At 51.5% G+C, this 26,951-nt stretch carries 30 protein-coding genes, 1 tRNA gene and 1 pseudogene; 20 read left to right on the plus strand and 12 right to left on the minus strand.

Annotated elements, in window-relative coordinates:
* Nucleotides 1-61: 61 nt before the first annotated feature.
* The 4 genes from speA to yqgD all read right to left on the minus strand — a co-directional run bounded on the left by speA (nucleotide 62) and on the right by yqgD (nucleotide 2,777).
* Nucleotides 62-2,038 carry a biosynthetic arginine decarboxylase gene (speA, locus tag E0D98_RS09125; protein WP_001295380.1) on the minus strand — a complete coding sequence of 659 codons (1,977 nt, stop codon included), beginning with the start codon at nucleotides 2,036-2,038 and terminating at the stop codon, nucleotides 62-64.
* Between the two features lie 8 nt (nucleotides 2,039-2,046).
* Nucleotides 2,047-2,178: an acid stress response protein YqgB gene (gene yqgB / locus E0D98_RS09130; protein WP_001338822.1), complete on the minus strand. Its 132-nt coding sequence runs from the start codon at nucleotides 2,176-2,178 to the stop codon at nucleotides 2,047-2,049.
* A 93-nt stretch (nucleotides 2,179-2,271) separates the two neighbouring features.
* Entirely contained in the window at nucleotides 2,272-2,415 is a 144-nt protein-coding gene (gene yqgG, locus E0D98_RS28420; protein ID WP_001297404.1) for a protein YqgG, read from the minus strand.
* 110 nt (nucleotides 2,416-2,525) lie between these two features.
* Nucleotides 2,526-2,777 carry a protein YqgD gene (gene yqgD, locus E0D98_RS28425; protein ID WP_001303651.1) on the minus strand — a complete coding sequence of 84 codons (252 nt, stop codon included), beginning with the start codon at nucleotides 2,775-2,777 and terminating at the stop codon, nucleotides 2,526-2,528.
* 55 nt (nucleotides 2,778-2,832) lie between these two features.
* On the opposite strand from yqgD, the gene metK reads away from it, so the two are divergent.
* The 8 genes from metK to ruvX all read left to right on the plus strand — a co-directional run bounded on the left by metK (nucleotide 2,833) and on the right by ruvX (nucleotide 10,055).
* Entirely contained in the window at nucleotides 2,833-3,987 is a 1,155-nt protein-coding gene (metK, locus tag E0D98_RS09145) for a methionine adenosyltransferase (protein WP_001062128.1), read from the plus strand.
* Between the two features lie 435 nt (nucleotides 3,988-4,422).
* Nucleotides 4,423-5,817: a galactose/proton symporter gene (gene galP, locus E0D98_RS09150; RefSeq protein ID WP_001112301.1), complete on the plus strand. Its 1,395-nt coding sequence runs from the start codon at nucleotides 4,423-4,425 to the stop codon at nucleotides 5,815-5,817.
* A gap of 76 nt (nucleotides 5,818-5,893) precedes the next feature.
* Nucleotides 5,894-6,391, plus strand: a complete 498-nt coding sequence (locus E0D98_RS09155) for a SprT family zinc-dependent metalloprotease (RefSeq protein ID WP_000858396.1) — start codon at nucleotides 5,894-5,896, stop codon at nucleotides 6,389-6,391.
* A gap of 94 nt (nucleotides 6,392-6,485) precedes the next feature.
* Nucleotides 6,486-7,193 carry a deoxyribonuclease I gene (endA, locus tag E0D98_RS09160; RefSeq protein WP_000286500.1) on the plus strand — a complete coding sequence of 236 codons (708 nt, stop codon included), beginning with the start codon at nucleotides 6,486-6,488 and terminating at the stop codon, nucleotides 7,191-7,193.
* 79 nt (nucleotides 7,194-7,272) lie between these two features.
* Nucleotides 7,273-8,004 (plus strand): 16S rRNA (uracil(1498)-N(3))-methyltransferase, encoded by a 732-nt coding sequence (rsmE, locus tag E0D98_RS09165; protein WP_001222508.1) that lies wholly within the window; start codon nucleotides 7,273-7,275, stop codon nucleotides 8,002-8,004.
* Between the two features lie 12 nt (nucleotides 8,005-8,016).
* Nucleotides 8,017-8,967 carry a glutathione synthase gene (gshB, locus tag E0D98_RS09170; RefSeq protein ID WP_131890597.1) on the plus strand — a complete coding sequence of 317 codons (951 nt, stop codon included), beginning with the start codon at nucleotides 8,017-8,019 and terminating at the stop codon, nucleotides 8,965-8,967.
* Nucleotides 8,968-9,075: 108 nt separating this feature from the next.
* Complete coding sequence (locus tag E0D98_RS09175; RefSeq protein ID WP_001053178.1) at nucleotides 9,076-9,639, plus strand: YqgE/AlgH family protein; 564 nt, start codon at nucleotides 9,076-9,078, stop codon at nucleotides 9,637-9,639.
* A complete protein-coding gene (gene ruvX / locus E0D98_RS09180) occupies nucleotides 9,639-10,055 on the plus strand; it encodes a Holliday junction resolvase RuvX (RefSeq protein WP_000017111.1) in 417 nt (138 codons plus the stop codon). The genes E0D98_RS09175 and ruvX overlap by 1 nt, the downstream gene beginning before the upstream one ends.
* 175 nt (nucleotides 10,056-10,230) lie before the next feature.
* Here ruvX and E0D98_RS09185 read toward each other — a convergent pair whose 3' ends face one another.
* The gene (locus E0D98_RS09185; protein WP_001055620.1) at nucleotides 10,231-11,211 is read right to left on the minus strand and encodes a type IV pilus twitching motility protein PilT; all 981 of its coding nucleotides are present in this window, start codon (nucleotides 11,209-11,211) and stop codon (nucleotides 10,231-10,233) included.
* Between the two features lie 17 nt (nucleotides 11,212-11,228).
* Here E0D98_RS09185 and yggS point away from each other — a divergent pair, with 17 nt between their 5' ends.
* The 5 genes from yggS to hemW are packed head-to-tail and all read left to right on the plus strand — an operon-like array spanning nucleotide 11,229 to nucleotide 14,534.
* On the plus strand, nucleotides 11,229-11,933 hold the full coding sequence (yggS, locus tag E0D98_RS09190) for a pyridoxal phosphate homeostasis protein (RefSeq protein ID WP_000997795.1): 705 nt from the start codon (nucleotides 11,229-11,231) through the stop codon (nucleotides 11,931-11,933).
* 17 nt (nucleotides 11,934-11,950) lie between these two features.
* Nucleotides 11,951-12,517: an osmotic shock tolerance protein YggT gene (gene yggT / locus E0D98_RS09195; protein ID WP_001094831.1), complete on the plus strand. Its 567-nt coding sequence runs from the start codon at nucleotides 11,951-11,953 to the stop codon at nucleotides 12,515-12,517.
* On the plus strand, nucleotides 12,514-12,804 hold the full coding sequence (yggU, locus tag E0D98_RS09200; protein WP_001277222.1) for a DUF167 family protein YggU: 291 nt from the start codon (nucleotides 12,514-12,516) through the stop codon (nucleotides 12,802-12,804). Before yggT ends, yggU begins: the two co-directional genes overlap by 4 nt.
* Before the next feature lie 7 nt (nucleotides 12,805-12,811).
* On the plus strand, nucleotides 12,812-13,405 hold the full coding sequence (locus E0D98_RS09205; protein ID WP_001174743.1) for an XTP/dITP diphosphatase: 594 nt from the start codon (nucleotides 12,812-12,814) through the stop codon (nucleotides 13,403-13,405).
* Entirely contained in the window at nucleotides 13,398-14,534 is a 1,137-nt protein-coding gene (gene hemW, locus E0D98_RS09210; protein WP_000239922.1) for a radical SAM family heme chaperone HemW, read from the plus strand. Before E0D98_RS09205 ends, hemW begins: the two co-directional genes overlap by 8 nt.
* Before the next feature lie 241 nt (nucleotides 14,535-14,775).
* Here the strand turns inward: hemW and E0D98_RS09215 are convergent, their stop codons facing one another.
* The 5 genes from E0D98_RS09215 to trmB all read right to left on the minus strand — a co-directional run bounded on the left by E0D98_RS09215 (nucleotide 14,776) and on the right by trmB (nucleotide 19,070).
* Nucleotides 14,776-15,783: a DUF1202 family protein gene (locus E0D98_RS09215; protein ID WP_000745217.1), complete on the minus strand. Its 1,008-nt coding sequence runs from the start codon at nucleotides 15,781-15,783 to the stop codon at nucleotides 14,776-14,778.
* Nucleotides 15,784-15,899: 116 nt separating this feature from the next.
* Nucleotides 15,900-16,946 (minus strand): L-asparaginase 2, encoded by a 1,047-nt coding sequence (gene ansB, locus E0D98_RS09220; RefSeq protein WP_000394125.1) that lies wholly within the window; start codon nucleotides 16,944-16,946, stop codon nucleotides 15,900-15,902.
* Nucleotides 16,947-17,121: 175 nt separating this feature from the next.
* A complete protein-coding gene (locus E0D98_RS09225) occupies nucleotides 17,122-17,841 on the minus strand; it encodes a DUF2884 domain-containing protein (RefSeq protein ID WP_000984796.1) in 720 nt (239 codons plus the stop codon).
* 183 nt (nucleotides 17,842-18,024) lie between these two features.
* A complete protein-coding gene (locus E0D98_RS09230) occupies nucleotides 18,025-18,351 on the minus strand; it encodes a YggL family protein (protein ID WP_001107564.1) in 327 nt (108 codons plus the stop codon).
* Complete coding sequence (gene trmB, locus E0D98_RS09235) at nucleotides 18,351-19,070, minus strand: tRNA (guanosine(46)-N7)-methyltransferase TrmB (protein WP_000786911.1); 720 nt, start codon at nucleotides 19,068-19,070, stop codon at nucleotides 18,351-18,353. Before trmB ends, E0D98_RS09230 begins: the two co-directional genes overlap by 1 nt.
* A 160-nt stretch (nucleotides 19,071-19,230) precedes the next feature.
* On the opposite strand from trmB, the gene mutY reads away from it, so the two are divergent.
* The 4 genes from mutY (at nucleotide 19,231) to nupG (ending at nucleotide 23,188) form a co-directional block, all read left to right on the plus strand.
* On the plus strand, nucleotides 19,231-20,283 hold the full coding sequence (gene mutY, locus E0D98_RS09240) for an A/G-specific adenine glycosylase (RefSeq protein ID WP_001297399.1): 1,053 nt from the start codon (nucleotides 19,231-19,233) through the stop codon (nucleotides 20,281-20,283).
* Between the two features lie 27 nt (nucleotides 20,284-20,310).
* Entirely contained in the window at nucleotides 20,311-20,586 is a 276-nt protein-coding gene (locus E0D98_RS09245) for an oxidative damage protection protein (protein ID WP_000091700.1), read from the plus strand.
* A gap of 64 nt (nucleotides 20,587-20,650) precedes the next feature.
* Nucleotides 20,651-21,730 carry a membrane-bound lytic murein transglycosylase MltC gene (mltC, locus tag E0D98_RS09250; RefSeq protein ID WP_000760323.1) on the plus strand — a complete coding sequence of 360 codons (1,080 nt, stop codon included), beginning with the start codon at nucleotides 20,651-20,653 and terminating at the stop codon, nucleotides 21,728-21,730.
* A 201-nt stretch (nucleotides 21,731-21,931) separates the two neighbouring features.
* A complete protein-coding gene (gene nupG / locus E0D98_RS09255) occupies nucleotides 21,932-23,188 on the plus strand; it encodes a nucleoside permease NupG (RefSeq protein ID WP_001049791.1) in 1,257 nt (418 codons plus the stop codon).
* A 49-nt stretch (nucleotides 23,189-23,237) separates the two neighbouring features.
* Here nupG and speC read toward each other — a convergent pair whose 3' ends face one another.
* Nucleotides 23,238-25,373: an ornithine decarboxylase gene (gene speC, locus E0D98_RS09260; RefSeq protein WP_000839764.1), complete on the minus strand. Its 2,136-nt coding sequence runs from the start codon at nucleotides 25,371-25,373 to the stop codon at nucleotides 23,238-23,240.
* A 161-nt stretch (nucleotides 25,374-25,534) separates the two neighbouring features.
* On the minus strand, nucleotides 25,535-25,618 hold the full coding sequence (yqgH, locus tag E0D98_RS27845) for a protein YqgH (RefSeq protein ID WP_211180506.1): 84 nt from the start codon (nucleotides 25,616-25,618) through the stop codon (nucleotides 25,535-25,537).
* Nucleotides 25,619-25,770: 152 nt separating this feature from the next.
* Between yqgH and E0D98_RS09265 the strand changes: the two genes are divergently transcribed.
* The 3 genes and pseudogenes from E0D98_RS09265 to E0D98_RS09275 all read left to right on the plus strand — a co-directional run.
* On the plus strand, nucleotides 25,771-26,478 hold the full coding sequence (locus tag E0D98_RS09265) for a DUF554 domain-containing protein (protein WP_000234514.1): 708 nt from the start codon (nucleotides 25,771-25,773) through the stop codon (nucleotides 26,476-26,478).
* Nucleotides 26,479-26,583: 105 nt separating this feature from the next.
* Nucleotides 26,584-26,659 (plus strand) — tRNA-Phe (locus E0D98_RS09270).
* Nucleotides 26,660-26,856: 197 nt separating this feature from the next.
* Nucleotides 26,857-26,951: pseudogene (locus E0D98_RS09275) on the plus strand (Arm DNA-binding domain-containing protein); the annotation flags it as partial.

Raw genomic sequence — 26,951 nt, forward strand, 5'->3', positions numbered from 1 at the left:
TATAAAAAGAAAGCGGGCCGATTTACGTAAATAAATCGACCCGCCAGCGGAATAATCTTAATTATTCATCTTCAAGATAAGTATAACCGTACAAACCTGCCTCGAACTCTTCAAGGAACTGTTGTTGCAGTTCAGCATCAAGATCGGTTTTCTTCACTTGATCGCGGAACTGGGTTAACAGCGTTTTCGGATCGAGCTGTACATATTGCAGCATGTCCGCCACGGTATCGCCTTCGTCAGACAGTTCTACTTCTACGCTACCGTCAGGGAACACGAACACGTCAACCGCTTCGGTATCACCGAACAGGTTGTGCATATTGCCAAGGATCTCCTGATATGCGCCGACCATAAAGAAACCGAGCATCGGCGGATTCTCTGGATCGTACTCCGGCATTGGCATTGTCGTGGCAATACCATCACCATCAATATAGTGGTCGATAGCACCGTCAGAGTCACAGGTAATATCCAGCAGCACAGCGCGGCGTTCCGGCACTTGATCCAGCCCTTCCAGCGGCAGAACCGGGAACAACTGGTCGATCCCCCACGCATCCGGCATCGACTGGAACAGCGAGAAGTTGACGTACATTTTGTCTGCCATACGTTCCTGCAGCTCGTCGATAATCGGACGATGAGCACGGTTTTGCGGATCCAGTTGCTTCTGCACTTCATGGCACATGCTCAGATAGAGTTGTTCTGCCCATGCACGTTCTTGCAGGCTAAAGGTGCCGGAAGAGTAGCCGATATGAATGTCGTGCAGATCCATCTGGCTGTCGTGTAACCATTCACGCAAAGAACGGCGAGTTCCCGGTTCGTGCATCTCCTGCCAGGTTTCCCACATGCTTTGCAGCGCGCGCGGCGCATCTTCTGCGGGCGCGGTCGGCACCGTATATTCGTTACGTTCCACGCCGATGATATTCGATACCAGCACGGTGTGATGCGCAGTTACCGCACGACCCGATTCGGTGATTACCGTCGGATGCGGCAGACCATTTTCTTCACACGCATCACCAATCGCCCAGATGATGTTGTTGGCGTATTCATTGAGGCCATAGTTTACGGAGCAGTCAGACTGCGAACGGGTGCCTTCATAGTCCACGCCCAGACCGCCGCCGACGTCGAAGCACTGAATATTGACGCCCAGCTTGTGCAGTTCCACATAGAAACGCGCGGATTCACGAACGCCTGTCGCGATATCGCGAATATTCGCCATCTGCGAACCGAGGTGGAAGTGCAGTAGTTGCAGGCTGTCGAGACGCCCGGCTTCACGCAGGGTTTCAACCAGTTGCAGTACCTGAGTCGCAGCCAGGCCGAACTTCGATTTTTCCCCGCCGGAGGACTGCCATTTACCCGAGCCCTGCGAGGCCAGACGTGCACGCACGCCCAGACGAGGAACGACATTCAGACGTTCTGCTTCATCCAGCACAATGGCGATTTCTGACATCTTCTCAATGACCAGATAGACCTTGTGCCCCATCTTCTCGCCAATTAATGCCAGGCGGATATATTCGCGGTCTTTATAACCGTTGCAGACGATGACGCTACGGGTCATGCCAGCATGTGCCAGCACCGCCATCAACTCTGCTTTGGAACCGGCTTCCAGACCCAGCGGTTCGCCCGAATGAATCAGGGACTCGATCACGCGGCGGTGCTGGTTAACTTTGATCGGATAAACAAGGAAGTAATCGCCGTTATAGCCGTAGGATTCCCTCGCACGTTTGAACGCGGCGTTAATGGAACGCAAACGGTGCTGCAGGATCTGTGGGAAACAGAACAGTGCAGGCAGACGCTGACCCTGTGCTTCACGAGTTTTCACTAACTGCGCGAGATCGACGCGAGCTTCCGGGACGTCCGGGTCCGGGCACACGCTGATGTGGCCCAGCTCGTTAACGTCATAGTAGTTATTGCCCCACCAGGCAATATTGTAAGTACGCAGCATCTTGCTGGCTTCCTGGGAGCTCATTGCAACCTCCTGCATGGAGCGTAGTACACCGTGTTCGCCCGCTGACGAAGGCAAACCCATAGACATGTCGTCAGACATAGCGAACCTCAAATTATTTTATTAAGTGTAAAACAGTTAACGACTATCGCAGCCTGGAACTGCGATAACAACCCATAAGCACATGGATTTTCCAGCAGTGTATGCTGACGCTCCGACTGCGCAACCGGTTTCTTTTTCATAACATTATTAAGCACATAACCGAACGTAAGTGTGACAGTTCGGCGAAACCACGAGAAAACTCTTGTTTTTACAAGAGCGCCCTTGTTCAGTCCTCAGTAACTGTAACCAGCTCTTGAATCCTGAGAAGCGCCGAGATGGGTATAACATCGGCAGGTATGCAAAGCAGAGATGCAGAGTGCGGGGAACGAATCTTCACCAGAACGGTGAGACAGGTTAAGCAGCAGACAACGGTTCATTATTTCGTATCACCTCCACGGCCGCCTGTTAAGACGAACCCACAAGCCAAAACTCTGATTTCAACCCGGCTGGAAGTGGCAACACGAAAGAAACGTCGTGTGCTTTTTATTTAAGCCGCGCGCCGCGTTTTATACCCCACAATGGCAGAAAATTGCAAAAGATAAATACGCAGAATGCCGGCATTGTCAGGAAAAATTTCCAGCCACGTTTTTAACAGAATGAGACACGATTCAAAAAAAAGTGGAAATCGGGTGAAGAATTGACCTAAAATAGCCATCCAGATGTTAATCCATCCATACCGATTAACACTCAGACTGCCAGTGTTTTTAACTTGCAGAGTCGTGGTAGGATCCGCTACCACAGAAAATCCACACAACAGTTTGAGCTAACCAAATTCTCTTTAGGTGATATTAAATATGGCAAAACACCTTTTTACGTCCGAGTCCGTCTCTGAAGGGCATCCTGACAAAATTGCTGACCAAATCTCTGATGCCGTTTTAGACGCGATCCTCGAACAGGATCCGAAAGCACGCGTTGCTTGCGAAACCTACGTAAAAACCGGCATGGTTTTAGTTGGCGGCGAAATCACCACCAGCGCCTGGGTAGACATCGAAGAGATCACCCGTAACACCGTTCGCGAAATTGGCTATGTGCATTCCGACATGGGCTTTGACGCTAACTCCTGTGCGGTTCTGAGCGCTATCGGCAAACAGTCTCCTGACATCAACCAGGGCGTTGACCGTGCCGATCCGCTGGAACAGGGCGCGGGTGACCAGGGTCTGATGTTTGGCTACGCAACTAATGAAACCGACGTGCTGATGCCAGCACCTATCACCTATGCACACCGTCTGGTACAGCGTCAGGCTGAAGTGCGTAAAAACGGCACTCTGCCGTGGCTGCGCCCGGACGCGAAAAGCCAGGTGACTTTCCAGTATGACGACGGCAAAATCGTTGGTATCGATGCTGTCGTGCTTTCCACTCAGCACTCTGAAGAGATCGACCAGAAATCGCTGCAAGAAGCGGTAATGGAAGAGATCATCAAGCCGATTCTGCCCGCTGAATGGCTGACTTCTGCCACCAAATTCTTCATCAACCCGACCGGTCGTTTTGTTATCGGTGGCCCGATGGGTGACTGCGGTCTGACTGGTCGTAAAATTATCGTTGATACCTACGGCGGCATGGCACGTCACGGTGGCGGAGCATTCTCTGGTAAAGATCCATCAAAAGTGGACCGTTCCGCTGCGTACGCAGCACGTTATGTTGCAAAAAACATCGTTGCTGCTGGCCTGGCCGATCGTTGTGAAATTCAGGTTTCCTACGCAATCGGCGTGGCTGAACCGACCTCCATCATGGTAGAAACTTTCGGTACCGAGAAAGTGCCTTCTGAACAACTGACTCTGCTGGTACGTGAGTTCTTCGACCTGCGCCCATACGGTCTGATTCAGATGCTGGATCTGCTGCACCCGATCTACAAAGAAACCGCAGCATACGGTCACTTTGGTCGTGAACATTTCCCGTGGGAAAAAACCGACAAAGCGCAGCTGCTGCGCGATGCTGCCGGTCTGAAGTAATCTTTCTTCACCTGCTTTCAAAGGCCAGCCTCGCGCTGGCCTTTTTCTTTTACCTCACCGCGGTGGATAGGCATTCACGCCGCATCCGGCAAAAAGCTGCCCGCACAATAACATCATTCTTCCTCAACACGTTTTATCGCAAATTATCATCACTACTGAAACCGATTACACCAATAACACCAGCCAAATATTTGTAATATTTTCATATTATTATTCAGTTTTCACAGTTGTTACATTTCTTTTCAGTAAAGTCTTAATTGCAGATAACAGCGTTTAATCTATGATGATATAACTCAATTATTTTCATGCACTTAAACCATAACTAAGATAAATGTTAGTGTAAGCGATTACACTGATGTGATTTGCTTCACATCTTTTTACGTCGTACTCACCTATCTTAATTCACAATAAAAAATAACCATATTGGAGGGCATCATGCCTGACGCTAAAAAACAGGGGCGGTCAAACAAGGCAATGACGTTTTTCGTCTGCTTCCTTGCCGCTCTGGCGGGATTACTCTTTGGCCTGGATATCGGTGTAATTGCTGGCGCACTGCCGTTTATTGCAGATGAATTCCAGATTACTTCGCATACGCAAGAATGGGTCGTAAGCTCCATGATGTTCGGTGCGGCAGTCGGTGCGGTGGGCAGCGGCTGGCTCTCCTTTAAACTCGGGCGCAAAAAGAGCCTGATGATCGGCGCAATTTTGTTTGTTGCCGGTTCGCTGTTCTCTGCGGCTGCGCCAAACGTTGAAGTACTGATTCTTTCCCGCGTTCTACTGGGGCTGGCGGTGGGTGTGGCCTCTTATACCGCACCGCTGTACCTCTCTGAAATTGCGCCGGAAAAAATTCGTGGCAGTATGATCTCGATGTATCAGTTGATGATCACTATCGGGATCCTCGGTGCTTATCTTTCTGATACCGCCTTCAGCTACACCGGTGCATGGCGCTGGATGCTGGGTGTGATTATCATCCCGGCAATTTTGCTGCTGATTGGTGTCTTCTTCCTGCCAGACAGCCCACGTTGGTTTGCCGCCAAACGCCGTTTTGTTGATGCCGAACGCGTGCTGCTACGCCTGCGTGACACCAGCGCGGAAGCGAAACGCGAACTGGATGAAATCCGTGAAAGTTTGCAGGTTAAACAGAGTGGCTGGGCGCTGTTTAAAGAGAACAGCAACTTCCGCCGCGCGGTGTTCCTTGGCGTACTGTTGCAGGTAATGCAGCAATTCACCGGGATGAACGTCATCATGTATTACGCGCCGAAAATCTTCGAACTGGCGGGTTATACCAACACTACCGAGCAAATGTGGGGGACCGTGATTGTCGGCCTGACCAACGTACTTGCCACCTTTATCGCAATCGGCCTTGTTGACCGCTGGGGACGTAAACCAACGCTAACGCTGGGCTTCCTGGTGATGGCTGCTGGCATGGGCGTACTCGGTACAATGATGCATATCGGTATTCACTCTCCGTCAGCGCAGTATTTCGCCATCGCCATGCTGCTGATGTTTATTGTCGGTTTTGCCATGAGTGCCGGTCCGCTGATTTGGGTACTGTGCTCCGAAATTCAGCCGCTGAAAGGCCGCGATTTTGGCATCACCTGCTCCACCGCCACCAACTGGATTGCCAACATGATCGTTGGCGCAACGTTCCTGACCATGCTCAACACGCTGGGTAACGCCAACACCTTCTGGGTGTATGCGGCTCTGAACGTACTGTTTATCCTGCTGACATTGTGGCTGGTACCGGAAACCAAACACGTTTCGCTGGAACATATTGAACGTAATCTGATGAAAGGTCGTAAACTGCGCGAAATCGGCGCTCACGATTAATCTCCTCAGGCTTCCTCCCATCGCGGAGGAAGCCACCTCTTGCAGTCATCTTTTCTTCGCTCTATCCTCTGCCGCTATGAAAACATCCCGTCTCCCTATCGCCATCCAGCAGGCCGTTATGCGCCGCCTGCGGGAAAAACTCGCCCAGGCCAACCTGAAGCTAGGGCGTAACTACCCGGAGCCAAAACTCTCTTACACCCAGCGCGGAACCTCCGCCGGAACAGCCTGGCTGGAAAGCTATGAAATCCGCCTCAATCCCGTTTTGCTGTTGGAAAACAGTGAAGCTTTTATTGAAGAAGTGGTACCGCACGAACTGGCACATTTGCTGGTATGGAAACATTTCGGCCGCGTAGCGCCACATGGCAAAGAGTGGAAGTGGATGATGGAAAGCGTGCTGGGCGTTCCCGCCCGTCGTACGCATCAGTTCGAACTGCAATCCGTGCGTCGCAACACCTTCCCCTACCGCTGCAAGTGCCAGGAGCATCAGCTTACCGTACGCCGCCATAATCGCGTAGTTCGTGGCGAGGCCGTCTATCGCTGTGTTCACTGCGGTGAACAGCTGGTTGCGAAATAACCATCTGAACTATCAGGAACTTTCCTGATCTGGCTGATTGCATACCAAAACAACTTTCGCTACGTTGCTGGCTCGTTTTAACACGGAGTAAGTGATGTACCGTTATTTGTCTATTGCTGCGGTGGTACTGAGCGCAGCATTTTCCGGCCCGGCGTTGGCCGAAGGTATCAATAGTTTTTCTCAGGCGAAAGCCGCGGCGGTAAAAGTCCACGCTGACGCGCCCGGTACGTTTTATTGCGGATGTAAAATTAACTGGCAGGGCAAAAAAGGCGTTGTTGATCTGCAATCGTGCGGCTATCAGGTGCGCAAAAATGAAAACCGAGCCAGCCGCGTAGAGTGGGAACACGTCGTTCCCGCCTGGCAGTTCGGTCACCAGCGCCAGTGCTGGCAGGACGGTGGACGTAAAAACTGCGCTAAAGATCCGGTCTATCGCAAGATGGAAAGCGATATGCATAACCTGCAGCCGTCAGTCGGTGAGGTGAATGGCGATCGCGGCAACTTTATGTACAGCCAGTGGAATGGCGGCGAAGGCCAGTACGGTCAATGCGCCATGAAGGTCGATTTCAAAGAAAAAGCTGCCGAACCACCAGCGCGTGCACGCGGTGCCATTGCGCGCACCTACTTCTATATGCGCGACCAATACAACCTGACACTCTCTCGCCAGCAAACGCAGCTGTTCAACGCATGGAACAAGATGTATCCGGTTACCGACTGGGAGTGCGAGCGCGATGAACGCATCGCGAAGGTGCAAGGCAATCATAACCCGTATGTGCAACGCGCTTGCCAGGCGCGAAAGAGCTAACCTACACTAGCGGGACTCTTTTTGTTAACCCCTACCCCACGCGTACAACCGCGTGGGGAGACGACGCGGATTTTTAACTATGCGTATCCCCCGCATTTATCATCCTGAACCACTGACCAGCCATTCTCACATCGCGCTTTGCGAAGATGCCGCCAACCATATCGGGCGCGTACTGCGCATGGGGCCGGGGCAGGCGTTGCAATTGTTTGACGGTAGCAACCAGGTCTTTGACGCCGAAATTACCAGCGCCAGCAAAAAAAGCGTGGAAGTGAAGGTGCTGGAAGGCAAGATCGACGATCGCGAATCTCCGCTGCATATTCACCTCGGTCAGGTGATGTCGCGTGGTGAAAAAATGGAATTTACGATCCAGAAATCGATCGAACTCGGTGTAAGCCTCATTACGCCACTTTTTTCTGAGCGCTGCGGCGTTAAACTGGATAGTGAACGTCTGAACAAGAAGCTCCAGCAGTGGCAGAAGATTGCAATTGCTGCCTGTGAGCAGTGTGGTCGTAACCGGGTGCCGGAAATCCGCCCAGCGATGGATCTGGAAGCCTGGTGTGCAGAGCAGGATGAAGGACTGAAACTGAATCTTCACCCGCGCGCCAGTAACAGCATCAATACGTTGCCGTTACCGGTTGAACGCGTCCGCCTGCTGATTGGCCCGGAAGGCGGTTTATCGGCAGATGAAATTGCCATGACTGCCCGCTATCAATTTACTGATATCCTGTTGGGACCTCGCGTTTTGCGTACAGAGACAACTGCGCTCACCGCCATTACCGCGCTACAAGTACGATTTGGCGATTTGGGCTAACGGAGAAGAATAATGATCAAGCTCGGCATCGTGATGGACCCCATCGCAAACATCAACATCAAGAAAGATTCCAGTTTCGCTATGTTGCTGGAAGCACAGCGTCGTGGTTACGAACTTCACTATATGGAGATGGGAGATCTGTATCTGATCAATGGCGAAGCCCGCGCCCATACCCGCACGCTGAACGTGAAGCAGAACTACGAAGAGTGGTTTTCGTTCGTCGGTGAACAGGATCTGCCGCTGGCCGATCTCGATGTGATCCTGATGCGTAAAGACCCGCCGTTTGATACCGAGTTTATCTACGCGACCTATATTCTGGAACGTGCCGAAGAGAAAGGGACGCTGATCGTTAACAAGCCGCAGAGCCTGCGCGACTGTAACGAGAAACTGTTTACCGCCTGGTTCTCTGACTTAACGCCAGAAACGCTGGTTACGCGCAATAAAGCGCAGCTAAAAGCGTTCTGGGAGAAACACAGCGACATCATTCTTAAGCCGCTGGACGGTATGGGCGGCGCGTCGATTTTCCGCGTGAAAGAAGGCGATCCAAACCTCGGCGTGATTGCCGAAACCCTGACTGAGCATGGCACTCGCTACTGCATGGCGCAAAATTACCTGCCAGCCATTAAAGATGGCGACAAACGCGTGCTGGTGGTGGATGGCGAGCCGGTACCGTACTGCCTGGCGCGTATTCCGCAGGGGGGCGAAACCCGTGGCAATCTGGCTGCCGGTGGTCGCGGTGAACCTCGTCCGCTGACGGAAAGTGACTGGAAAATCGCCCGTCAGATCGGGCCGACGCTGAAAGAAAAAGGGCTGATTTTTGTTGGTCTGGATATCATCGGCGACCGTCTGACTGAAATTAACGTCACCAGCCCAACCTGTATTCGTGAGATTGAAGCAGAGTTTCCGGTGTCGATCACCGGAATGTTAATGGATGCCATCGGAGCACGTTTACAGCAGCAGTAACCCACCTTAGCGAGAAGGATCTCGTTGAGACTCTGAGTGACAGCGCCCTTCTTTCCACGCATACTGGGCGCTGTTGCTTTTTTGAACCAGGAAACAGAACCTCTGACAATGAATTTACAGCATCACTTTCTTATTGCCATGCCTGCTCTCCAGGATCCGATTTTCCGTCGTTCCGTGGTCTACATTTGCGAACATAATACCAATGGTGCAATGGGGATCATCGTCAACAAGCCGCTGGAAAATCTCAAAATTGAAGGGATTCTGGAAAAGCTGAAGATCACGCCGGAGCCGCGTGATGAATCAATCCGTCTGGATAAACCGGTTATGCTCGGCGGTCCGCTGGCTGAAGATCGCGGGTTTATTTTGCATACTCCGCCCTCCAATTTTGCTTCCAGCATTCGCATTTCAGACAACACAGTGATGACCACTTCCCGCGATGTGCTGGAAACGCTCGGCACCGATAAACAACCGTCTGACGTATTGGTGGCTCTGGGTTATGCCTCCTGGGAAAAAGGTCAACTGGAACAAGAAATTCTCGATAACGCGTGGCTAACGGCCCCGGCGGATCTGAATATTCTGTTCAAAACGCCGATTGCCGACCGCTGGCGCGAGGCGGCAAAACTGATTGGTGTGGATATTCTCACCATGCCTGGTGTGGCAGGGCACGCCTGATGAGTGGAACCTTACTCGCCTTCGACTTCGGCACCAAAAGCATTGGCGTAGCGGTCGGCCAACGCATTACCGGCACTGCTCGCCCTTTGCCTGCAATTAAAGCACAGGACGGTACGCCGGACTGGAACCTCATCGAACGTTTACTGAAAGAGTGGCAGCCGGACGAAATCATCGTCGGTTTGCCGCTGAATATGGACGGCACCGAGCAACCATTGACTGCCAGAGCGCGTAAATTTGCCAACCGTATTCATGGTCGTTTCGGTGTTGAAGTAAAGCTCCATGACGAACGTCTTAGCACCGTGGAAGCCCGTTCCGGTCTGTTTGAACAGGGCGGCTATCGGGCGCTCAACAAAGGCAAAGTCGACTCTGCCTCTGCGGTTATTATTCTCGAAAGCTATTTCGAGCAGGGATATTAAGGCGATCTAAAAGCCTGGCGGATAGTCGTTACCGCCATCTTGCCGGATGCGGCGTGAACGCCTTATCCAGCACACATCTGGCAGCGGCTGTAGGTCTGATAAGACGCGTTAGCGTCGCATCAGACATTTATTGCCTTTATAGGCCCTATAAACTTGCGCATCGGGCATGGCAACGTCACAAACGCCCTTCCCCCACCCGCTGCTGATAACTCTGCTGAAACGTTAACATCCCCACCTGCTGCCCGGTTTGAATAACATGCGGTAACTGGTGGGTTTTCCCTTCGCGAATCAAATTCCCCACCGCGGGAGTGTTAATCAATAATTCAAACAGCGCCACGCGTCCTTCCTGTTTATCCACTTCCAGCTTTTGTGACAACACGGCCCGTAAACTACCTGCCAGTTGATTACGTACGGGATCTTTTTCCTGCGCCGGAAATGAATCCACCAGTCGCTCAACTGCCTGCGCGGCACCACGCGTATGTAATGTTGCCAGCACCAAATGCCCGGTTTCTGCCGCCGTCAGTGCCAGACGGATTGTCTCGCTGTCACGCAGCTCTCCGAGCAAAATCACATCAGGATCTTCCCGCAATGCGGCCCGCAATCCCGATGCGAACGTCATACAGTGCAAACCAATTTCCCGCTGCTGGATCAAACATCGCTGGCTGGCATAGATATATTCAACAGGATCTTCCAGCGTCAGAATATGCGCATCGGCATGTTGATTGAGATAGCCAACCATCGCCGCCAGCGTGGTAGATTTGCCGCTCCCCGTCGCCCCCGTCACCAGAATCAGGCCATTCTCGCTCTTGAGTAATTCCGGCAATACCGTTGGTGCGCCAAGCTGTTCGAGCTGTGGACAGTGCGAAGGTAACAACCGTAATGCCAGAGAAATACCTTGCCGTTGCGCGAACGCACTGCCACGCAACCGCTGGTTTTCCGCCAGCGACACGGCAAAATCCAGCTGGCCATTTTCCAGCAATATTGCCCGCTGATCGTCATCCAGCCACTCCCGCAGTAGCTCTTCGACGTCCGGCGCATCAAACGGCGCAGCTTCCATTAGCCCGCGAATGCGCCATCGTGCGGGCCAGGCGCTGCACAGGTGTAGATCCGAGACGTTATGCTTTACACTAAGGGCCACAATTTCTTCCATATTCATACTAAGATCCTCGGAAAATGAACGATATTGCGCATAACCTGGCACAGGTCCGGGACAAAATCTCAGCGGCTGCAACGCGTTGCGGCCGTTCTCCAGAAGAAATTACGCTGCTTGCAGTCAGTAAAACAAAACCTGCGAGCGCCATCGCAGAAGCCATTGATGCCGGGCAGCGTCAATTTGGTGAAAACTACGTTCAGGAAGGGGTAGATAAAATTCGCCACTTTCAGGAACTGGGCGTAACAGGATTAGAATGGCATTTTATTGGCCCGTTGCAGTCTAATAAAAGCCGCCTGGTGGCAGAGCATTTCGACTGGTGTCATACCATCGACCGTTTGCGCATTGCTACCCGCCTCAACGATCAGCGCCCGGCAGAACTTCCCCCTCTTAACGTACTGATTCAAATTAATATTAGTGACGAAAACAGTAAGTCCGGGATTCAACTGGCAGAACTGGACGAGCTGGCAGCGGCGGTCGCTGAACTACCGCGTTTACGTCTGCGCGGGCTGATGGCAATCCCTGCGCCTGAGTCAGAATATGTAAGGCAGTTTGAAGTTGCACGCCAAATGGCTGTAGCATTTGCCGGACTGAAAACGCGCTACCCGCATATCGACACGCTCTCTCTGGGAATGTCGGACGATATGGAAGCCGCCATTGCGGCAGGTAGCACGATGGTTCGTATCGGCACTGCAATTTTTGGTGCGCGTGATTACTCTAAAAAATAAGGAATTAAAGGAACGCCATGAATACGTTGACTTTCCTGCTTTCAACGGTCATTGAGCTGTATACCATGGTGCTGTTATTACGCATCTGGATGCAGTGGGCTCATTGTGATTTTTACAACCCCTTCTCACAGTTTGTAGTGAAGGTAACGCAGCCGATTATCGGGCCACTTCGCCGCGTTATTCCGGCAATGGGTCCCATTGATAGCGCCTCGCTGCTGGTTGCGTACATTCTCAGTTTTATCAAAGCCATCGTGCTGTTTAAAGTGGTGACCTTCCTGCCAATCATCTGGATTGCCGGTTTACTGATTCTGCTGAAAACCATCGGCCTGCTGATTTTCTGGGTCCTGCTGGTGATGGCGATTATGAGCTGGGTAAGCCAGGGTCGTAGCCCGATTGAATACGTGCTGATTCAGCTGGCCGATCCGCTGCTGCGCCCGATTCGCCGCCTGCTACCGGCAATGGGTGGGATTGATTTCTCGCCGATGATCCTCGTTCTGCTGCTGTATGTCATCAATATGGGTGTCGCAGAAGTATTACAGGCAACCGGAAACATGCTGCTGCCGGGGCTGTGGATGGCGTTATGAGTGCCGTAACAGTTAATGATGACGGTCTGGTTTTACGGCTCTATATTCAGCCGAAAGCCAGCCGTGATTCTATTGTCGGTTTACATGGCGACGAAGTTAAAGTCGCCATTACCGCGCCGCCGGTTGACGGCCAGGCCAACAGTCATCTGGTGAAGTTTCTCGGTAAGCAATTCCGGGTTGCCAAAAGCCAGGTGGTGATTGAAAAAGGCGAACTTGGCCGCCACAAACAAATTAAAATCATTAATCCGCAACAAATCCCGCCAGAAATCGCGGCGTTAATTAATTAGGTATCCTATGCAAAAAGTTGTCCTCGCAACCGGCAATGCCGGTAAAGTGCGTGAGCTGGCGTCGCTGCTTAGCGACTTCGGTCTTGATATCGTGGCCCAAACAGACCTCGGCGTAGATTCCGCTGAAGAAACTGGCCTGACCTTTATCGAAAACGCGATTCTGAAAGCGCGCCATGCGGCAAAAGTGACCGGTTTACCGGCAATTGCCGACGACTCTGGTCTGGCGGTAGATGTGCTTGGCGGCGCGCCGGGCATTTACTCCGCGCGTTATTCCGGTGAAGACGCGACCGATCTAAAGAATCTGCAAAAACTACTGGAAACACTGAAAGACGTACCGGACGACCAACGTCAGGCGCGTTTCCACTGCGTGCTGGTATATCTGCGTCACGCGGAAGATCCGACTCCGCTGGTGTGCCACGGTAGCTGGCCGGGCGTGATTACTCGTGAACCAGCGGGCACTGGTGGCTTTGGTTATGATCCAATCTTCTTCGTACCTTCCGAAGGGAAAACCGCTGCCGAACTGACCCGCGAAGAAAAGAGCGCCATTTCCCACCGTGGTCAGGCATTGAAACTGCTGTTGGACGCTTTACGTAATGGTTAAATTACCGCCGCTGAGTCTCTACATTCACATCCCGTGGTGCGTGCAGAAATGCCCGTACTGCGATTTCAACTCTCACGCGTTGAAAGGAGAAGTGCCGCACGACGATTACGTTCAGCATCTGCTTTGCGATCTGGACAACGATGTGGCTTACGCTCAGGGCCGTGAAGTAAAGACTATCTTTATTGGCGGTGGTACGCCGAGCCTGCTTTCCGGCCCGGCGATGCAAACGCTGCTGGACGGCGTGCGTGCGCGTTTGCCGCTGGCAGCGGATGCAGAAATTACTATGGAAGCGAACCCTGGTACGGTAGAAGCCGATCGCTTTGTCGATTATCAGCGTGCTGGTGTGAACCGCATCTCTATTGGTGTGCAGAGTTTTAGCGAAGAAAAGCTGAAACGACTTGGGCGCATTCATGGCCCGCAAGAAGCGAAACGAGCGGCAAAGCTGGCGAGCGGTTTAGGGTTACGTAGCTTTAACCTTGATTTGATGCATGGACTACCGGATCAATCACTGGAAGAGGCGCTTGGCGATCTACGCCAGGCCATTGAACTGAATCCGCCGCATCTTTCCTGGTATCAACTGACCATCGAACCCAATACGCTGTTTGGTTCGCGACCACCGGTGCTGCCGGACGACGATGCGTTGTGGGATATTTTCGAACAGGGGCATCAGTTATTAACCGCAGCGGGTTATCAGCAATATGAAACTTCCGCTTACGCCAAACCCGGTTATCAGTGCCAGCACAATCTCAACTACTGGCGCTTTGGCGACTACATCGGTATTGGCTGTGGCGCGCACGGCAAAGTGACCTTCCCGGATGGGCGCATTCTGCGTACCACCAAAACGCGTCATCCGCGTGGTTTTATGCAGGGAAGGTATCTGGAAAGCCAGCGTGATGTCGAAGCTGCAGATAAGCCGTTTGAGTTCTTTATGAACCGCTTTCGCTTGCTGGAGGCCGCGCCACGCGCAGAGTTTAGTGCGTATACCGGGCTTTGCGAAGATGTGATTCGCCCACAGTTAGACGAGGCAATTGCCCAGGGTTATCTCACCGAATGTGCGGATTACTGGCAGATTACGGAACATGGGAAGCTGTTTTTAAATTCGCTGCTGGAGCTTTTTCTGGCTGAGTAAACTTGTATTGCCGGATGCGGCGTGAACGCCTTATCCAGCCTACATGTGGCAACGGTTGTAGGTCTGATAAGACGCGCAAGCGTCGCATCAGACGTTGATTGCCGGATGCGGCGTGAGCGCCTCAGCTGACATGTGGCAGCGGTTGTAGGTCTGATAAGACGCGCAAGCGTCGCATCAGACGTTGATTGCCGGATGCGGGGTCAACGCCGCATCCTGCTACAAATCGTGCACTATATCAAACTTACTTAATCACCCCATTGCGCCGCAGTTGTTCGGTATCTTTTTTCCAGCGTTCATTAGCTTGGTTGATATCGTCAATTTTCATCAAAATCGCGACTTTTTTACTGTTTATTTCTGAAACTTTCATCGTTAACGGATATTGCCCTTTTTCAAGCGTTACCCAGTCATCCTGCAATTTACGGCTGAGTTTTTGTGATTGCAGAAAAGTCTGTCGCCGTTGTTCGTTGATATCGAAATCTCGTTTCTGCTGAATCGGCACTTCATAACACTCTTCACTCTGTTTATGACATGCCGCAATCGCCGGTTGATAAACCTCTTTGTCATATTTAACCGCGAACGCCTCGCTATCGTTCTGTTTATTAAACTCATCACGCTGTTGGTGAATTTTTTTAAAGGCTTCTTCGCGGGTCATTTGCTTACCGTTTGCATCTTTTCCCCAATATGCATCCGCTGCTTTCTGCGCCGCCACCATTTGCTTATCAAGCGCTTTCACTTCCTTTTCCAGCGCAGGAATCGAGTTCTTCTGGGTATTCAACGCAGATTCAAGCTGACTAAAGCGATAATTGAAATCTTCGCTATTCACGATCAGATATTTATTATTCGTTTTGATATCGTCGACCACCCGCCCACGATCGCTGGCTGCCGCCTGAAAAGAGTAAAAGTTCACCGACCAGCCAGACGCGGGCGTTCCTTTACTGGTTAACATCGCCGAGAATTTTACCGGTTTATCTTTCGTCCAGGTCTGTTCGAGCAGTTCGTAATCTGCCAACTGACCGACCCAGGTATAGAGATCGTCACTGGAAGAGACATCGCCTTCCGCTGACCAGGTGGCCTGATTACCCTTAGCATCAAGATTTTTTAAGGTGATAGCATCAAGCTTGAGAATGCCGTGATACTGCTTTTTGAATTGATCTTTTAAGATATTTTCAGTTGGCGGTTCGCCATCTGCCCAGGCATTACCAGTCATCAACATAAGCAGTGCCGTGCCAACAATCCATTGCTTTTTCACCCGAAAAACCTCACGCGGAATAATTTATTCCGGTGATTATCATTAGGGTAATGAAAATTGGCAATGGACGTGAGTCTGAAGTGAAAAAGCCCCGGCACGATACCGGGGCGAGGCGATTAGTACTGATTGAAGATCTGCTGGATCTGCTGCGGATCTTTGGTTTGCGTCAGAGCCAGTTGCAGCAGAACGCGCGCTTTTTGCGGGTTCAGCGTGCCAGAGGCGACGAAGCCGTATTTCGCATCATCCACTTCGGCATCCTGAGTGGTAGCGCCCGTCGGTACGCGGGAAGAACGCACGACTGCAGTACCGTTTTTCGCGGCGGTCGCCAGCGTGTCGAACACAGATTTATACAGGTTGCCGTTACCCACACCAGCGCTAACGATGCCATCATAGCCCGCATCTACCAGTGCTTTAGCCGGAAGATCGGATGCGTTAGCGTAGTTATAAACAATGCCGACTTTCGGCAGTTCATTCAGCTTAGAGACATCGAATGGCGTGTCGCTGGTATGCTTACGTGCCGGGGTACGCTGGTAGTCAATCTTACCGTTGTGAATGTAACCCAGAGGACCGTAGTTAACAGACTTGAAGGTCGCTACGTCGGTGGTGTTGGTTTTGGTGACGTCACGGCCATCAAGCACGGTGTCATTCATCACTACCAGCACGCCACGGTTGGCGGAGGCTTTATCAGCTGCGGTCACTACCGCGTTATACAGGTTGAATGGACCGTCTGCGCTCATAGACGTGGACGGACGCATTGCGCCGACCATCACCACCGGTTTGTCGCATTTCACCGTCAGGTCGAGGAAGTAAGCAGTTTCTTCCATCGTGTCGGTACCGTGGGTAATGACGAAGCCGTCGGTCTTATCGCAGTCGGTGTTAATTTTTTTCGCCAGTGTCAGCCAGACATTATCGTTCATGTCCTGGGAGCCGATATTCACTACCTGCTCGCCTTTAACGTTCGCAATGTCCTTCAGTTGCGGCACCGCATTAACCAGATTTTCTACGCCAACTTTACCCGCTGTGTAGTTAGATTTGGTTGCGGAGTCACCACCACCGGCAATGGTCCCGCCGGTTGCTAAAATGGTGATATTGGGTAATGCCAATGCTGCACCACTAAAACCCATAACCAGTGCGGCAAGTGCCGTCTTTTTGAAAAACTCCATTTCATTCCTCCAGTTACGTGAACGCTACGCATTATCCCTTAGCTTTGTATGGGAAATTTGACGTTAAACAATTTACAACGTGAATATATTTTGGAGATCTACAAAGTTAGAGGCAGGTAACAAAACGAAGAATTAAACGGCATAAAAAAGTATTATGCCGTCTTAAAATAGAGGATTATTTTAAATTCCCGACCAGGGCTTTGCGGCTATCTTCCAGAGTCACAACACGGCTACAAACATCTTTGCCAAACTGCTGGAAATCTTTTTCCTGCTTTTTCCACTCGGTTTGGATTGAGGATTGCAGCCCCCCCAGGCTTCCCAGCACATTCTGTAATGGGTTACCGCCGCTTTTCAACACCGCTTTCGCGCCCATTTCATTAATGCTGTCCTGTAAAATTCCACCCATTGCCTGATTCACTAATTGCTGGCCTTCGGCGCGAACCTGATCAATGGCTTTATAGTGAAACGTCAGGCCATCGCTGCGCGTTTCGATAATGCGGTTCATCTGCTCTTTCAGCTGCGCATCAAGTTTGGTCAGACGGCTGCGCATTTTGCTGCTTTCGCCCATCTCCTGAACGATAATTTTATCCAGCGCAATACGGGCTTTTTCGACGCGGCTTTTCGCGCCTTCATCAATCCACGGCAGCGTGCTGCGTAGTTCAGCCTGATAATCCTTCGCCTGCTCGCGCTGGGCGGCATTCAGGGAATATTGCTTACCGTTATACATCACGTTGCCGTCTGGCGTGATCACCAGATTGCCGTTTTCGCCCTTCACCTGCACGGTTTGCGGGCTGACAATCACATCGTCACGCGGCGTGACGCTGCACTGGTAGTCGGCGTGAGCGGTCATTGCCGTCACTGAAAGTGCTGCCGCCAGCAGCATTTTGCGCATCATAGTCTTCCCTCAAGAAAAAATCAGGCCAGCATTTGCTGGCCCCAGATTGATAACAAAGTACGCGTTTTCCATGCCGGATGCGGCGTAAACACCTTATCCCGCCTACTCGATCGTGCATCTTTCCAGGCCTGATAAGCGTAGCGCATCAGGCAGTTTTGCATTTGTCATCGCCCGTATGCTTTCTTAGTCCCACCAAACGTCGAAAAGTTCGCTGGTGCGTACCTCATCCAGTTTGCGCTCTTCCAGCCACTTACGCACAATCGCCTGATGTTCTTCGGTGCATTTGCCGATTTCCTGCATGCAGATCAGACCTTCCCAGGCCAGATAACCGCTGCCGTCAAAGGCCAGTTTGTTCGGTTCGATAACCTCGTTAATAAAATCATCAACGGTTTTATCAATCTGTTCTTCCGATGTACCTTCCGGGAATCGCCATGCCACCGAAAATCCTAATTCCTGGAATTCGTCGATGTGCATTTTTTTACGCAGACGACGGCTACGGTTCTTTGCCATTATTTCACCCTCTCGAACATTAAGTCCCATACTCCGTGACCAAGACGATGACCACGTTGTTCAAATTTCGTCACCGGACGTGATGCCGGACGCGGTACGTAATCATTGCTCTCTGACAGGTTTTTATAACCGTCAATAGAAGACATCACTTCAAGCATATGTTCCGCATAAGGTTCCCAGTCGGTCGCCATATGGAATACGCCCCCCAGCTGCAGTTTGCTTTTTACCAGTTCGGCAAACGGCACCTGTACGATACGGCGTTTATTATGGCGCGCTTTGTGCCACGGGTCAGGGAAAAAGAGCTGCACCATGCGCAATGAATTGTCAGGAATCATTTTATGCAGCACTTCAACCGCATCGTGACACATCACGCGCAGGTTGCTTAAACCTTCTTCATGCGCAGAAGCCAGGCACGCACCAACGCCCGGTGAATGCACTTCAATGCCGAGGAAGTCCTGCTCAGGGCGATCTTTAGCCATTGCCACCAGCGACGCCCCCATGCCAAAACCAATCTCAAGCGTCACCGGCGCTTCACGGCCAAAAAGCGCGGGGAAATCCAGCATATCTTCGCTGAACTCAACGCCCATCACCGGCCAGTAGTTTTCCAGCGCATGTTCCTGGCCTTTGGTCAGTCGCCCCTGGCGGCGCACAAAACTACGGATACGGCGCAGTGGGCGGCCGTTTTCATCAAATTCCGGTGAAATGACGTCGTTTTTCATAAAGATTTAGTCGCTTGTGAAAGTGTTCTGAAAACGGGCATTATCCAAAGTTAGTTGCCGGATGCAAGCATGATAAGGCCGTGGCTGCGGAAAGTTCCGGTTTACACCCTGCCGTCGCTGTGCTGCAATCTTGCCCCCAACAACAGTGAATTCGGTGACCATGCAAGCGTCGCAATTTTCAGCCCAGGTTCTGGACTGGTACGATAAATACGGGCGGAAAACGCTGCCCTGGCAAATTGACAAGACGCCCTACAAAGTATGGCTCTCAGAAGTGATGTTGCAACAAACTCAGGTTGCGACCGTTATCCCCTATTTTGAACGCTTTATGGCGCGCTTCCCGACGGTGACCGATCTCGCCAATGCGCCGCTCGACGAAGTTCTCCACTTGTGGACCGGGCTTGGCTATTACGCCCGCGCGCGCAACCTGCATAAAGCGGCACAACAAGTGGCGACCTTACACGGCGGTAAATTCCCGGAAACCTTTGAAGAAGTCGCGGCGTTACCGGGCGTCGGGCGTTCCACCGCAGGCGCGATTCTCTCGCTTTCTCTGGGTAAGCACTTTCCGATTCTCGACGGTAACGTCAAACGCGTGCTGGCGCGCTGCTATGCTGTAAGCGGCTGGCCTGGGAAAAAAGAGGTCGAGAATAAATTATGGAGTTTAAGCGAGCAGGTGACGCCCGCGGTCGGCGTGGAACGGTTTAATCAGGCGATGATGGATTTGGGCGCGATGATTTGTACGCGCTCGAAACCGAAATGTTCGCTCTGTCCGCTACAAAACGGATGTATTGCCGCCGCCAACAATAGCTGGTCGCTTTATCCGGGCAAAAAACCGAAACAGACGCTGCCGGAGCGCACCGGCTACTTTTTGCTATTACAGCACGAAGATGAAGTATTGCTGGCGCAGCGTCCGCCGAGCGGATTGTGGGGCGGTTTATACTGTTTCCCGCAGTTTGCCGACGAAGAAAGTTTGCGGCATTGGCTGGCGCAACGGCAGATTGCTGCCGATAACCTGACGCAGCTGACCGCGTTTCGCCATACTTTCAGCCATTTCCACTTAGATATTGTGCCTATGTGGCTTCCCGTGTCGTCATTCACCGGCTGCATGGATGAAGGCAATGCGCTCTGGTATAACTTAGCGCAACCGCCGTCAGTTGGCCTGGCGGCTCCCGTGGAGCGTTTGTTACAGCAGTTACGCACTGGCGCGCCGGTTTAGCGCGTGAGTCGATAAAGAGGATGATTTATGAGCAGAACGATTTTTTGTACTTTCCTGCAACGTGAAGCAGAAGGTCAGGATTTTCAGCTGTACCCCGGCGAGCTGGGAAAACGCATCTATAACGAGATCTCCAAAGAAGCCTGGGCGCAGTGGCAGCACAAACAAACCATGCTGATTAATGAAAAGAAACTCAACATGATGAATGCCGAGCACCGCAAGCTGCTGGAGCAGGAGATGGTCAACTTCCTGTTCGAGGGTAAAGAGGTGCATATCGAGGGCTATACGCCGGAAGATAAAAAATAAAAACAGTGCCGGAGCACGCCTCCGGCAACTTGCATAAAAACAAACACAACACGCACCCGGAATGATGAAAAAATATCTCGCGCTGGCTTTGATTGCGCCGTTGCTCATCTCCTGTTCGACGACCAAAAAAGGCGATACCTATAACGAAGCCTGGGTCAAAGATACCAACGGTTTTGATATTCTGATGGGGCAATTTGCCCACAATATTGAGAACATCTGGGGATTCAAAGAGGTGGTGATCGCCGGTCCTAAGGACTACGTGAAATACACCGATCAATATCAGACCCGCAGCCACATCAACTTCGATGACGGTACGATTACTATCGAAACTATCGCCGGGACAGAACCTGCCGCGCATTTGCGCCGGGCAATTATCAAAACGTTGCTGATGGGTGACGATCCGAGTTCGGTCGATCTCTATTCCGACGTTGATGATATTACGATTTCGAAAGAACCTTTCCTTTACGGTCAGGTGGTGGACAACACCGGGCAGCCGATTCGCTGGGAAGGTCGCGCGAGCAACTTCGCGGATTATCTGCTGAAAAACCGTCTGAAGAGCCGCAGCAACGGGCTGCGTATCATCTACAGCGTTACCATTAACATGGTGCCGAACCACCTTGATAAACGTGCGCACAAATATCTCGGCATGGTCCGCCAGGCGTCACGGAAATATGGCGTTGATGAGTCGCTGATTCTGGCGATTATGCAGACCGAATCTTCCTTTAACCCATATGCGGTCAGCCGTTCCGATGCGCTGGGATTAATGCAGGTGGTACAACATACTGCCGGGAAAGATGTGTTCCGCTCGCAGGGGAAATCCGGCACGCCGAGCCGCAGTTTCTTGTTTGATCCTGCCAGCAATATTGATACCGGCACCGCGTATCTGGCGATGCTGAACAATGTTTATCTCGGCGGAATTGATAACCCAACATCGCGGCGTTATGCCGTCATCACCGCCTATAACGGCGGCGCAGGCAGCGTGCTGCGAGTCTTTTCGAATGATAAGATTCAGGCTGCCAATATTATTAACACCATGACGCCGGGCGATGTTTATCAGACGCTGACGACCCGCCATCCCTCTGCGGAATCTCGCCGTTATCTTTATAAAGTGAATACCGCGCAAAAATCCTACCGCCGCCGATAATTCCATTAACCGCCCCTGACGATGCTCAGGGGCAAAAATGTTATCCACATCACAATTTCGTTTTGCAAATTGGGAATGTTTGCAATTATTTGCCACAGGTAACAAAAAACCAGTCCGCGAAGTTGATAGAATCCCATCATCTCGCACGGTCAAATGTGCTTTTTCAAACACTCATCCGCATCACGATGTGAGGAAATTAACATGAATCTTAAGCTGCAGCTGAAAATCCTCTCTTTTCTGCAGTTCTGTCTGTGGGGAAGTTGGCTGACGACCCTCGGCTCCTATATGTTTGTTACCCTGAAGTTTGACGGTGCTTCTATTGGCGCAGTTTATAGCTCACTGGGTATCGCCGCGGTCTTTATGCCTGCGCTGCTGGGGATTGTGGCCGACAAATGGTTAAGTGCGAAATGGGTATATGCCATTTGCCACACCATTGGCGCTATCACGCTGTTCATGGCGGCACAGGTCACGACACCGGAGGCGATGTTCCTTGTGATATTGATTAACTCGTTTGCTTATATGCCAACGCTTGGGTTAATCAACACCATCTCTTACTATCGCCTGCAAAATGCCGGGATGGATATCGTTACTGACTTCCCGCCAATCCGTATCTGGGGCACCATCGGCTTTATCATGGCAATGTGGGTGGTGAGCCTGTCTGGCTTCGAATTAAGCCACATGCAGCTGTATATTGGCGCAGCACTTTCCGCCATTCTGGTTCTGTTTACCCTGACTCTGCCGCATATTCCGGTTGCTAAACAGCAAGCGAATCAGAGCTGGACAACCCTGCTGGGCCTCGATGCATTCGCGCTGTTTAAAAACAAGCGTATGGCAATCTTCTTTATCTTCTCAATGCTGCTGGGCGCGGAACTGCAGATTACCAACATGTTCGGTAATACCTTCCTGCACAGCTTCGACAAAGATCCGATGTTTGCCAGCAGCTTTATTGTGCAGCATGCGTCAATCATCATGTCGATTTCGCAGATCTCTGAAACCCTGTTCATTCTGACCATCCCGTTCTTCTTAAGCCGCTACGGTATTAAGAACGTAATGATGATCAGTATTGTGGCGTGGATCCTGCGTTTTGCGCTGTTTGCTTACGGCGACCCGACTCCGTTCGGTACTGTACTGCTGGTACTGTCGATGATCGTTTACGGTTGCGCATTCGACTTTTTCAACATCTCTGGTTCGGTGTTTGTCGAAAAAGAAGTTAGCCCGGCAATTCGCGCCAGTGCACAAGGGATGTTCCTGATGATGACTAACGGCTTCGGCTGTATCCTCGGCGGCATCGTGAGCGGTAAAGTTGTTGAGATGTACACCCAAAACGGCATTACCGACTGGCAGACCGTATGGTTGATTTTCGCTGGTTACTCCGTGGTTCTGGCCTTCGCGTTCATGGCGATGTTCAAATATAAACACGTTCGTGTCCCGACAGGCACACAGACGGTTAGCCACTAATTACGCAAAGAAAAACGGGTCGCCAGAAGGTGACCCGTTTTTTTTATTCTTACTTCAACACATAACCGTACAACCGTTTCATGCCATCCGCATCGGTTTCGCTATAAACACCTTGCAGCTCCGGCGAAAATCCCGGCAACAAATTCACCCCTTCTTCCAGTGCAAGGAAATAACGTTGAACCGCCCCACCCCAGACTTCCCCGGGTACCACGCAAAGCACGCCAGGTGGATAAGGCAACGCCCCTTCTGCCGCAATTCGCCCTTCGGCATCACGAATCCGCACCAACTCCACTTCACCGCGAATATAAGCGCTATGCGCATCCTGGGGGTTCATCACCACTGACGGGAAACTCTGCTGGCGGAACATCGCTTTTTGTAGGTCTTTGACGTCGAAACTGACATACAGATCGTGCATCTCCTGACACAACTGGCGCAGGGTGTAGTCGCGATAGCGCACCGGATATTTGTTATAAACGCTCGGCAACACCTCAGCCAGCGGCGAGTCATCCTCAATATGCTGTTCAAATTGCGCCAGCATCGCCACCAGTTGTGCCAGCTTCTCGTGGCTTTCCGCCGGAGTTAATAAGAACAGAATGGAGTTGAGATCGCACTTCTCCGGCACAATGCCGTTCTCACGCAGATAGTGCGCCAGAATCGTCGCCGGAACGCCAAAGTCGCTATATTCGCCAGTTTCGGCATTGATACCTGGTGTAGTGAGTAACAGCTTGCACGGATCAACAAAATACTGATCCGCGGCATATCCTTCAAAGCCGTGCCACTTCGCCCCCGGCTCAAAACTGAAAAAACGGCGGTCGCTGGCTAACACAGATGTCGGATAATCCTGCCACAATTTGCCATCAACAACGGGCGGGATAAACGGGCGGAACAGCTTACAGCGCGCAAGAATAGCCTTGCGCGACTCAATACCCAACTCAACGCACTCAGCCCACAGCCGACGCCCACTCTCCCCTTCATGAATTTTGGCGTTAACATCCAGTGCAGCAAACAGCGGATAGAAAGGGCTGGTAGAAGCATGGAGCATAAAGGCGTTATTCAACCGCTTATGCGGGCAAAAACGCGCCTGTCCGCGGATATGGTTATCTTTTTTATGGATCTGCGACGTCTGTGAGAATCCAGCCTGCTGTTTGTGCACCGACTGGGTCACAAAAATCCCCGGATCGTTTTCGTTAAGTTCTAACAGCAGCGGCGAGCTATCCGCCATCATCGGGATAAATTGTTCGTAACCGACCCACGCGGAATCAAACAGAATGTAATCACACAGATGCCCAACGGTATCGATCACCTGACGGGCGTTATAGACAGTTCCGTCATAGGTTCCCAGCTGAATAATCGCCAGGCGAAACGGGCGCGGCAGCTCGGCTTTTTCTGGCGCAACGTCGCGAATTTGCTGGCGCAGATACTCTTCATTAAAACAGTGCGCATCAATACCGCCAATGAAACCAAACGGGTTGCGTGAAGCTTCCAGATAGACCGGCGTCGCCCCCGCCTGAATCAGCGCGCCGTGATGATTCGACTTATGGTTGTTACGGTCGAAGAGCACCAGATCGCCACGCGTTAACAGCGCATTCGTCACCACTTTATTCGCTGCCGATGTGCCGTTCAGCACAAAATAGGTTTTATCGGCATGAAAGACTTTGGCTGCGAATTTCTGCGCATCTTTCGCCGATCCTTCATGAATAAGCAGATCGCCCAATTTTACGTCAGCGTTACACATATCGGCGCGAAAGACGTTCTCACCAAAGAAATCGTAAAAATGGCGTCCGGCAGGATGCTTTTTAAAAAACGCACCATGTTGATGTCCAGGGCAAGCAAAGGTGCTGTTGCCCATCTCAACGTACTGCGTCAGCGTGTCATAAAACGGTGGCAGCAAATTCTCTTCATACTGACAGGCTGCGGATTCCAGCTCCAGCCACTGCTGCTCGTTGCCGTTGATTACCGCCGTAACGCCCGCAGGTAATTCAACAGCATGTTCGGAATACAAAAACACCGGTAGATGAAAACCGGTGCGCTTAAGCAACGCAAGAATGCCACTGCGACTATCCGCAGCGGTAATGACGACTGCCGCGACGTCCGTAAAATCAGTATCTCCCAACGCCACCACGCGACGATGAGAAGAAAGTCGGGATACCAGTTCACTACTGGCGGCAATATTCATTGATTTCATAAGCGCAAACCCGTTTCGGGGAAGTAAGAATACCGGACAAGGTGGAAAACCCTGCCCCATGAGATATGGGTCAAACTGGTCACCAGCTCCGACCGCCAGACATCAGTAAAAGCAGAAACGCTCTGATTTTACTGTTGTCCTGCAGTGAGCGTGCGTTAACTTCACCGCATGAGCAGTAACATAGAAAGGGAAACGTTTCGCGCGAAACGGCGATAAGCGAGAGAATGTAAGGAGATGGCGTGCATCGGGCAAACTCCGTACAGAGAGGAGAAAATTCGCGCAATCATGGCACCTTTCGCTAAAGCGTGCAAGCCAGGACTTTGCGACCAGACAAGCCATCAACAAGGCAAAAAGTTCATAATAAGAAAATCAAACAATACAGCTAACAGGAACTCTTGTGGTCATCGGCCCTTTTATCAACGCTAGTGCAGTCTTACTGGGTGGCGTTCTCGGCGCACTGCTCAGCCAACGCTTACCGGAACGTATCCGCGTCTCCATGACATCTATTTTTGGTCTGGCATCGCTGGGGATTGGTATTTTACTGGTTGTGAAATGCGCCAACCTTCCAGCGATGGTTTTAGCTACGCTACTTGGCGCTCTAATTGGCGAAATTTGTTTGCTGGAGAAAGGTGTCAATACAGCAGTCGCCAAAGCACAAAATCTGTTTCGTCACTCACGTAAGAAGCCAGCGCATGAATCTTTTATTCAGAATTATGTCGCGATTATTGTCCTGTTTTGCGCCAGCGGCACCGGGATCTTCGGGGCGATGAACGAAGGGATGACCGGCGATCCGAGTATTTTAATCGCCAAGTCATTTCTTGATTTCTTTACGGCGATGATCTTCGCCTGCTCGCTGGGTATTGCGGTGTCGGTAATTAGTATCCCATTACTGATCATCCAGTTAACGCTGGCGTGGGCTGCCGCGCTGATATTACCGCTGACCACACCGTCGATGATGGCAGACTTCAGCGCCGTAGGCGGTTTATTGCTGCTGGCAACCGGATTACGCATCTGTGGCATTAAAATGTTCCCGGTGGTCAACATGCTTCCAGCACTCCTTCTGGCAATGCCGCTTTCCGCCGCCTGGACCGCCTGGTTTGCCTGACAATGCGTGCAATAGCGGCAAAGTGATGATAGATTGTGCAGTCTGCAGTAAATTGAAGAAATTTGATTGACGAGACGAGGCGAATCAGGTTTAATGCGCCCCGTTGCCCGGATAGCTCAGTCGGTAGAGCAGGGGATTGAAAATCCCCGTGTCCTTGGTTCGATTCCGAGTCCGGGCACCAAATTCATATCAACGGACCTCCACGGAGGTCCGTTTTTCGTTTCAGAACACCATGATTTAAGTGTTCTTCCTCCAAATCAATTCTACCGAACTCAACCAGATTCCCCCCACATCAACCTCATTGTGTGGGTATAATTGCGGGTACACCCCAGTTCGACAGAATTTATACCCTCTTTAACGCATTCAGAAGGCTGAACTATGGCACTGACTGACGCAAAAATCCGGGCTGCAAAGCCCACTGACAAGGCTTATAAACTCACTGACGGGGCTGGCATGTTCCTGCTGGTTCATCC

The sequence above is a fragment of the Escherichia sp. KCJ4928 genome, assembly GCF_004352695.1.
GTDB lineage: Bacteria > Pseudomonadota > Gammaproteobacteria > Enterobacterales > Enterobacteriaceae > ECMA0423.

Bases quoted from the DNA above. Each gene is read 5' to 3' on its own strand.
- speA (WP_001295380.1), bottom strand. From the start codon at position 2,038: ATGTCTGACGACATGTCTATGGGTTTGCCTTCGTCAGCGGGCGAACAC.
- yqgB (WP_001338822.1), bottom strand. From the start codon at position 2,178: ATGAAAAAGAAACCGGTTGCGCAGTCGGAGCGTCAGCATACACTGCTG.
- yqgG (WP_001297404.1), bottom strand. From the start codon at position 2,415: ATGAACCGTTGTCTGCTGCTTAACCTGTCTCACCGTTCTGGTGAAGAT.
- metK (WP_001062128.1), top strand. From the start codon at position 2,833: ATGGCAAAACACCTTTTTACGTCCGAGTCCGTCTCTGAAGGGCATCCT.
- galP (WP_001112301.1), top strand. From the start codon at position 4,423: ATGCCTGACGCTAAAAAACAGGGGCGGTCAAACAAGGCAATGACGTTT.
- E0D98_RS09155 (WP_000858396.1), top strand. From the start codon at position 5,894: ATGAAAACATCCCGTCTCCCTATCGCCATCCAGCAGGCCGTTATGCGC.
- endA (WP_000286500.1), top strand. From the start codon at position 6,486: ATGTACCGTTATTTGTCTATTGCTGCGGTGGTACTGAGCGCAGCATTT.
- rsmE (WP_001222508.1), top strand. From the start codon at position 7,273: ATGCGTATCCCCCGCATTTATCATCCTGAACCACTGACCAGCCATTCT.
- gshB (WP_131890597.1), top strand. From the start codon at position 8,017: ATGATCAAGCTCGGCATCGTGATGGACCCCATCGCAAACATCAACATC.
- E0D98_RS09175 (WP_001053178.1), top strand. From the start codon at position 9,076: ATGAATTTACAGCATCACTTTCTTATTGCCATGCCTGCTCTCCAGGAT.
- ruvX (WP_000017111.1), top strand. From the start codon at position 9,639: ATGAGTGGAACCTTACTCGCCTTCGACTTCGGCACCAAAAGCATTGGC.
- E0D98_RS09185 (WP_001055620.1), bottom strand. From the start codon at position 11,211: ATGAATATGGAAGAAATTGTGGCCCTTAGTGTAAAGCATAACGTCTCG.
- yggS (WP_000997795.1), top strand. From the start codon at position 11,229: ATGAACGATATTGCGCATAACCTGGCACAGGTCCGGGACAAAATCTCA.
- yggT (WP_001094831.1), top strand. From the start codon at position 11,951: ATGAATACGTTGACTTTCCTGCTTTCAACGGTCATTGAGCTGTATACC.
- yggU (WP_001277222.1), top strand. From the start codon at position 12,514: ATGAGTGCCGTAACAGTTAATGATGACGGTCTGGTTTTACGGCTCTAT.
- E0D98_RS09205 (WP_001174743.1), top strand. From the start codon at position 12,812: ATGCAAAAAGTTGTCCTCGCAACCGGCAATGCCGGTAAAGTGCGTGAG.
- hemW (WP_000239922.1), top strand. From the start codon at position 13,398: ATGGTTAAATTACCGCCGCTGAGTCTCTACATTCACATCCCGTGGTGC.
- ansB (WP_000394125.1), bottom strand. From the start codon at position 16,946: ATGGAGTTTTTCAAAAAGACGGCACTTGCCGCACTGGTTATGGGTTTT.
- E0D98_RS09225 (WP_000984796.1), bottom strand. From the start codon at position 17,841: ATGATGCGCAAAATGCTGCTGGCGGCAGCACTTTCAGTGACGGCAATG.
- E0D98_RS09230 (WP_001107564.1), bottom strand. From the start codon at position 18,351: ATGGCAAAGAACCGTAGCCGTCGTCTGCGTAAAAAAATGCACATCGAC.
- trmB (WP_000786911.1), bottom strand. From the start codon at position 19,070: ATGAAAAACGACGTCATTTCACCGGAATTTGATGAAAACGGCCGCCCA.
- mutY (WP_001297399.1), top strand. From the start codon at position 19,231: ATGCAAGCGTCGCAATTTTCAGCCCAGGTTCTGGACTGGTACGATAAA.
- E0D98_RS09245 (WP_000091700.1), top strand. From the start codon at position 20,311: ATGAGCAGAACGATTTTTTGTACTTTCCTGCAACGTGAAGCAGAAGGT.
- mltC (WP_000760323.1), top strand. From the start codon at position 20,651: ATGAAAAAATATCTCGCGCTGGCTTTGATTGCGCCGTTGCTCATCTCC.
- nupG (WP_001049791.1), top strand. From the start codon at position 21,932: ATGAATCTTAAGCTGCAGCTGAAAATCCTCTCTTTTCTGCAGTTCTGT.
- speC (WP_000839764.1), bottom strand. From the start codon at position 25,373: ATGAAATCAATGAATATTGCCGCCAGTAGTGAACTGGTATCCCGACTT.
- yqgH (WP_211180506.1), bottom strand. From the start codon at position 25,618: ATGCACGCCATCTCCTTACATTCTCTCGCTTATCGCCGTTTCGCGCGA.